Origin of the sequence: Candidatus Aeolococcus gillhamiae, assembly GCF_016464765.1 — a bacterium.
GTDB lineage: Bacteria > Chloroflexota > Dormibacteria > Aeolococcales > Aeolococcaceae > Aeolococcus > Aeolococcus gillhamiae.
Genome location: NZ_JAEKNS010000001.1, coordinates 1 through 6,080, shown reverse-complemented (window position 1 = coordinate 6,080; position 6,080 = coordinate 1). Strand labels below are relative to the sequence as shown.

The window sequence follows — 6,080 nt, the reverse complement described above, 5'->3', positions numbered from 1 at the left end:
GCCGCGGTGACGGCCGGTGCGCCTGCGGCCGGCGACTGGCCGGCGGAGCTCTCCGCGGCACGCACGCCGGGGGCGATCAACGCGCTCGCAGCGGGATGGTGGGCCAGCTTGGGGCAGGCGCGCGCGAGCGCTGCCGCCAGCGCTCAGCTGGCCGCGCAGTTTGCTGCCACCGTTGCCCCCTACGGCGGTGTCGCCGGGCTGATCGTCGCGGCTGACGGCGCGCTCACCATGGCACGCGCCGAGCGCCTCGACGAGGGGAACGTTGCATCCTTGCTCGAGGCGCTGCAGCGCGACGTTGCCGCGGCCAGCGACGTCACCGCCGCGGTGAACGGTCTGCTCGGCCCGCTGCAGGGACTGCGCGCGCTCCTTGGCGAGCACGACTACGAAGCGGCGCAGCTCGGCACCCTCCAGCAGCAGATCAACCGAGCGGTGTCGACGGCCACGACGCACGCCTCGGGCTTCTCCTCTGCGTACGGCGACATCGCTGCGGCGTTCGGAGTTGCCACCAACGCGGGAGAGCTGAACGCGGTGGAGGCTCGCATCCGCGCGCTCCAGAACCAGGTGAACGCCGACCTCGACGCGGCGGTCGCCGCCGCCCTGGCCGCGCAGCTGAGCGCGACGGGGTGCGGCAACAAGGTGCCGATGGGCAAGGTGGTGGTGGTCAGCTTGAGCCAGCAGGTGGCGTCCTTCTTCCAGAACACCTGCCTGCTGAGCTCCACCCCGGTGACCACGGGGCGGCCCGGGATACGCACCCCGCAGGGCACCTTCCACGTGTTCGGCCGGTCATCGCCGGCCCATTTCGTGTCGGCGTACGGACCCGGCTCGCCGCGGTACTACACGCCGGAGACAACCCAGTACGCGCTGCTGTACGAGGGTGGCGGGTATTACCTGCACGACGCGCCGTGGGAGAACCCAGCGGACTTCGGCGCCGGCAGCGAGAACGGCCCCAGCGGCAGCCACGGCTGCATCCACGTTCCCACCGCCACCATGGCCTGGCTCTACAGCTGGGCCGGGATGGGCACAACGGTGATCGTCACCGGCTAGGACGCCGGGCTGACCTCCAGGGTTCGGCGCTTCTGCGGCTTCTCGCCGCCAATGTCGGCGTCGGCGTCGGCGCCAGGCGCTCCCTCCCCGTCGGAGCCGAGCTCGACATCGCTCGACGCGGGAAGGCCGCTCGGCGGGCGGTCGAGGAGCTTCATGGTCTCGGCGACGACCTCGGTTGAGTGTCGGCGCAGACCGTCGCTGCCGTCGTACTCGCGCGCGCGCAGCCGGCCCTCGATGTACACGCGCCGGCCCTTGAGGCAGTACTGCGCGCAAATCTCCGCGAGCTTGCCGAAGGCGACGACGGAGTGGAACTCGGCGCTCTCCTGGCGGTTGCCGTCGCCATCCCGCCACACCGCATTGGTGGCCAGGCGCATGCGTGTCAGCGTTGTCGATGGGCCGGACGTCGACTCCGCGTCACGGGTGAGATTGCCGACCAGGATGACTCGGTTGATCACGGCTGTGCCTCCAGTGATGTGTGACTGCTGGTGAAGGGTTCATCGGTAAGTGCGCTCACGTCGCCTTGTGCGGGTGCTGAGCGCGGTGGTGGGCCGGCATCAGCGCATGCTTGGCGGAGCGCTCGAGCGTGTGGAGCATCGTGTGCGCCTTGCTCTCGAGGTGTGTCGACGTGTTCATCGCACCGGGCACCTTGAGAAGCAGCCACAGCGTCGCCAGCGCGTAGACGGTGGTGATCAGGCCGCCGTTGGAGTCGAACTCGGTGGTCACGGCGACGCGCAGGATGATCAGCTGCACCGCCTGCAGGAACACCGTGCCGGTGAAGAGTCGCAGCCAGGTGCGAGCGTGGCTTCGCGTGTCCGGCATCACCGTCAGCAGGGCCGCGAGCGGGGCGGTGACGATAAGGATGTTGAGCAGCGCGGTGCGGATCACGTAGGCGAGCACCAGGATCGCCATGGCGGCGATCAGGACAACGACGAGGAGGGCCTGGAACAGGTCCTGGCCGCTGATCATGCGCGCGATCGTCTGTGGAGCCAGGCTCGGCGACCACGGCAGCGTGTCGGAGTTCAGTGGTCCGCCCAGCGAGAGCGCGACGCTCCCCAGCGCGTTGTTGAGGTCGATCGCCATCTGCATGAAGAGGAGCGATCCGTGGGCCAGCACGATGGCCAGCAGGACCCGCGGGAGGATCACCTTGAGGTCGTACCGCGAGCGCATCGAGTGCTCGAAGATGCTGCGCAGCGACGTCAGCAGGACGACCAGGCCGATCATGGCGTCAACCGCCAGCGCCAGCCCGAGATTGAGATTGGCGATGTTGGGGTTGGCGGTGATCGGGCGATTGCCCGACACGGTTGGGTCGACGGTGCGGAAGAGGAAGCGGTCGAGCACACCCATCATGTCGACTCGAGCCACCGAGATGAGGTGACCGAGCAGGCCGATCAGCGACTGGAGGATGAACCCGACCGGGTCGCTGACGGCATGCGCACCGTTGACGATGCCGTGGATGATCGACACGTCAGTGGACGCCGCCCGGGATGCTCGCGATGATCGCGTGCGTCAATGTCCCGGCGACCTCGACGCCGATGGTGCCGAAGACGATGCGACCGATCCAGCGCTTCGCCTCCATGACGCTGCGCGGGTCGACGGCGACGATCTTGTACATGAACGCGATCAGGAACGCCAGCGCGCCGATGCTGCCGATGAGTCCCTGCGCAAGCAGGATCCAGTTGTCGACGAGCCCCTTCAGCTGCGACATCGGGCGACCTCCGAACCGCGGATGACGGTCGCCCCTCCGGCCGGCCGGTCCATCGACCGGCTCGCTCCGCAGTCTACCTACACGGATTTGTGTATGTCAAGGGCAGGGCTAGGCGCTCTCAAAGATGATCCTGCCCTCCGGGGAACAGTGTTGAGCTCAGCAGCGTGACACACCACCTGTTCCAGGTCTCGGACGACCATCCGCGGTCTCCCACGAGCAGCCCCCAGCTGTCCTCTGTGGCAAGCGCATAGAGCAGGTCCGCTGCAACGTCGATCCCGATCTCTGGCGCGAAGCCCGGCTTGGAGCGCAATTGCGTCGCCACCGCACGCACCCCGTCGTAGCGCTGGCGCTTGTTCTCAACGAGGAGCTCGCCGACCTCGCTTGCGGCGGCGGCACGAATCACTGCGTACAGGCCCTGCGTTCGTGCCAGGATCCCGCACACCTCGTTCACAAAGATCTGGAGAGCGTGCGGTCCGGTCGGTGCTGCCGCGAGTTCCTTCCACCAATCGCGATCGAGAAGGGGAATCGGCCGCGTGTCTCCGACGATGGCGATGTCGAACGCAGCGGAAAGGACGCCGAGCTTGCTTCCGAATCCAACGTAGAGGCTCTGCACGGCGACCCCGGCCTCACTGGCGATGGCGCCGACGGTGGTCGACACGTAGCCGTCTCGGATGAAGAGACGGGTGGCGGCTTCGACCATCCGGGCCCGGGTTGCGCGGCTCCTCTGCTGCCGTCCGCGTCGAGACGCGGTTGCGGCGATCGTAGTCACGAGGCGGACTCTTGACACGGAGCGCTGACTAGAATCACATTGTGTAATGTTATTCTAGCAAAGGGAGGACGAAGCCCATGCAATGGCTGCCCCGCCGTCCAGGCGCGAAGCCGGCCACCCAGCCGGGGCTGCCGCATCAGCAGCTCGACCAACAACCGGCCGACGACCGCCTGCGTGACGCGCTCGCGGAGCGCGTGTTCGCTCTCCCCGGAGTTGCAGAGCAACTCTCCGGCGTGTCGGTGCCGGGCGCCCGAGCCTTGGTGCTCGATCCGGCATTGGCGATCGGTCCTCCAGAGGCCTTCATGGTCGGACGTGAGTTCGCTCATCTGCATCCCGGCAAGGATCACAGCCTGCACATGATGCTGCCCGAGCCGGTGGCCGAGGCCGCCTGCGAAGCTGGATGGGCGGAGTTGCATCCCCTGTCTCGTACGGGGGAGATGCCGCGGACGCTCGTGATGGTGTTCGCCCCAAGGGATACAGCAGAACTGGATGTCGTTTGGCGTCTGGTGGAAGGGTCGTATCGGTTCGCCAGGGCAGTCGACGAGCGTCAACCATTGACGGCTGCAACGCGCATTGATGGCGTCAGACACGTCGGGCTCACGGTCAGAGATCTCGAGCGAAGCGCAGGCTGGTACGTCGACGTCCTCGGTTTCATCGAGGTGTTCCGCGAGTCTCATCCCGACAGGTCCACGGCGATTCTTCGCGTTCCCAACGGCCACCTCGTCATCGGCCTTGTTCAGTTCGACGATCACCCGCCTGGCGAGTTCTCGCCCAAGAGGGTCGGTCTCGACCATCTCTGCTTTGCGGTACCGACCCGTTCTGATCTTGACGCGTGGACGTCGCGCCTCGACGAGTGCCGGGTTGCACACTCGGGTGTCATCGAAATGGCCACTAGCCCGATCGTGAATTTCAAAGACCCCGACGGCATCGCCCTGGCATTCGCGATCCCGCCTGAGTAGCTAGCCGCCGAGTGCCGGAGATGATGAGACGGGCTGAATCGCCGCCTTCTCGGATACGGCGCCACGTGAGGTGACGACGTGCCGCGCCAAAAACGAGGCTAGGCGCGCGGGCCCAGCAATTGCAGCAGTTCGTCACGGCTGGGGACACTCCCAGGTGCTGCCGGCGACACCTCGGCTTGGAGGCTTGTGATTCGTCCCACGATCTTGCGGTTGTGGCTCAGGGAATCAGGCAGGTCGAGCAGGTTCGCTCGCCGGATCACTTCTCGAGCCACTTCGCGGTCCAGCGAGACCGTTGGGAGCGCGCACTGGCGGACGAAATCGGCGAACGTGCGGCCGAGCCAAGCGCCCTCGGATTGCTCGCCCCGCCAACACAGACTGCGATCTCGGTCCTCGTCCGCAACTGCGCGGTAGCACTGCTCAGCCTCCACGGCTGTGAGTCGGGCGAAGGCGAGCAGCTGCGCCTCGGGATCGGATGGATATTCATCGACGATCCGTCCAAGCTCGAACCCGTAGTCGATTCCCAGGCAGAGTCCCCATGCGAAAAGAGGATTCGTGTGACAGTACGAATCGCCCACCGAGTGAAGGCCGAGCACCCGTGGGCGGTCGTCGACGAGCTGTGCCCTGAAGACGTTCTGAAGAGCGCCCATCGGAAGGACGTCGGTGATCGGCTCCGCTGTCTCCTCGGCGACAAAGGGCGCCAGCACTCGAAAGCGCTGCACCGCCCGCATGTGCAGGTCATTTCGCCGAAGCGCCTTCAGTCCCTGCTCCCACGCCGGCACTCCCAACACAATGGCAAACGTGCGGTTGTCGCCAAAGAAGATGCTGAAGCGCGGGAATCAGTTGTGCCGCCAGGTCCGAGCATGCCTGTCCAGGCTGGATAGTCGACTCGATCACGGAGGCGGAAGTAGCGGCTGTAATAGACCACGCCACAATCTTGGCTCTGCGCTTCGGGCAGGCTGACCCCGCCACTCTCAAGCCACCCTGGCACGCGGGAGCGCCGGCCCGACGCGTCGATCACTATGTCCGAGCGCACCGAATCACCGCCGACACGTACGCCGGCGATGCGTGGAGGACCTGAGCCGCCGGCGTGCAGTTCGATCCCCTCAGCTGCAACTCCGGAGAGCAGCCTGACCAGCGGCTCATCGACCACGGCCCGTCGGAGGACACATTCAAAGACGGGGCGACGGCAGTGCACGGCGACCAGGTCGTCGTCACCAGGACGTGAGGCGTCGCCCACAAGCCGGGCACGAAGATCGTTCTCCCAAGCGCCAGCTTGAACTGCGCGCGCGAGGACGTCGGGCGCGTGCAGGCGGAGCGCGCGCCGGGTCCGGCCGAGCAGACTGTGCGGTTGAGGACTCTGGGGCACACTTGGCCGGGACCAGCGATCGTACGCAGCGGCTGGGTCATCCAAAGGCTGCGCCGGGTCGCGCTCGAGCACGGTGACGGACCGGCCACGCCTAGCTACTTCGTCCCGAAAAACCCGGTTTTGGGAGCTGAGTAGGCGCGAACCTCGCTGGGAATGCTGAGGTTTCCGGGTATTCCCGAGACTCGTATCTGCCATCTCAGCTGAGTGCCACCAACCGGTCCAGGTTGTGGGCCAGGA

At 66.5% G+C, this 6,080-nt stretch carries 8 protein-coding genes; 3 read left to right on the top strand and 5 right to left on the bottom strand.

Features of this window, described 5'->3' with window-relative positions; genetic code table 11:
* A partial coding sequence (locus tag JF886_RS00040) for a L,D-transpeptidase (RefSeq protein WP_337308343.1) occupies positions 1 to 1,044 on the top strand: 1,044 nt, incomplete at its 5' end.
* Here the strand turns inward: JF886_RS00040 and JF886_RS00035 are convergent.
* The 4 genes from JF886_RS00035 to JF886_RS00020 form a co-directional block, all read right to left on the bottom strand.
* Complete coding sequence (locus tag JF886_RS00035; RefSeq protein ID WP_337308341.1) at positions 1,041 to 1,499, bottom strand: single-stranded DNA-binding protein; 459 nt, start codon at positions 1,497 to 1,499, stop codon at positions 1,041 to 1,043. The genes JF886_RS00040 and JF886_RS00035 overlap by 4 nt on opposite strands.
* Positions 1,500 to 1,554: 55 nt before the next feature.
* Positions 1,555 to 2,508 (bottom strand): conjugal transfer protein TrbL family protein, encoded by a 954-nt coding sequence (locus tag JF886_RS00030; protein WP_337308340.1) that lies wholly within the window; start codon positions 2,506 to 2,508, stop codon positions 1,555 to 1,557.
* 1 nt (position 2,509) lies between these two features.
* Positions 2,510 to 2,749 (bottom strand): hypothetical protein, encoded by a 240-nt coding sequence (locus JF886_RS00025; RefSeq protein WP_337308338.1) that lies wholly within the window; start codon positions 2,747 to 2,749, stop codon positions 2,510 to 2,512.
* 118 nt (positions 2,750 to 2,867) lie between these two features.
* Positions 2,868 to 3,449 carry a TetR/AcrR family transcriptional regulator gene (locus JF886_RS00020; RefSeq protein ID WP_337308336.1) on the bottom strand — a complete coding sequence of 194 codons (582 nt, stop codon included), beginning with the start codon at positions 3,447 to 3,449 and terminating at the stop codon, positions 2,868 to 2,870.
* A gap of 146 nt (positions 3,450 to 3,595) precedes the next feature.
* On the opposite strand from JF886_RS00020, the gene JF886_RS00015 reads away from it, so the two are divergent.
* Complete coding sequence (locus JF886_RS00015; RefSeq protein ID WP_337308333.1) at positions 3,596 to 4,477, top strand: luciferase domain-containing protein; 882 nt, start codon at positions 3,596 to 3,598, stop codon at positions 4,475 to 4,477.
* Between the two features lie 98 nt (positions 4,478 to 4,575).
* Here JF886_RS00015 and JF886_RS00010 read toward each other — a convergent pair whose 3' ends face one another.
* The gene (locus tag JF886_RS00010) at positions 4,576 to 5,205 is read right to left on the bottom strand and encodes a hypothetical protein (RefSeq protein ID WP_337308331.1); all 630 of its coding nucleotides are present in this window, start codon (positions 5,203 to 5,205) and stop codon (positions 4,576 to 4,578) included.
* Between the two features lie 359 nt (positions 5,206 to 5,564).
* Between JF886_RS00010 and JF886_RS00005 the strand changes: the two genes are divergently transcribed.
* Entirely contained in the window at positions 5,565 to 5,702 is a 138-nt protein-coding gene (locus JF886_RS00005) for a hypothetical protein (RefSeq protein ID WP_337308329.1), read from the top strand.
* The last annotated feature ends 378 nt before the right edge of the window (positions 5,703 to 6,080 follow it).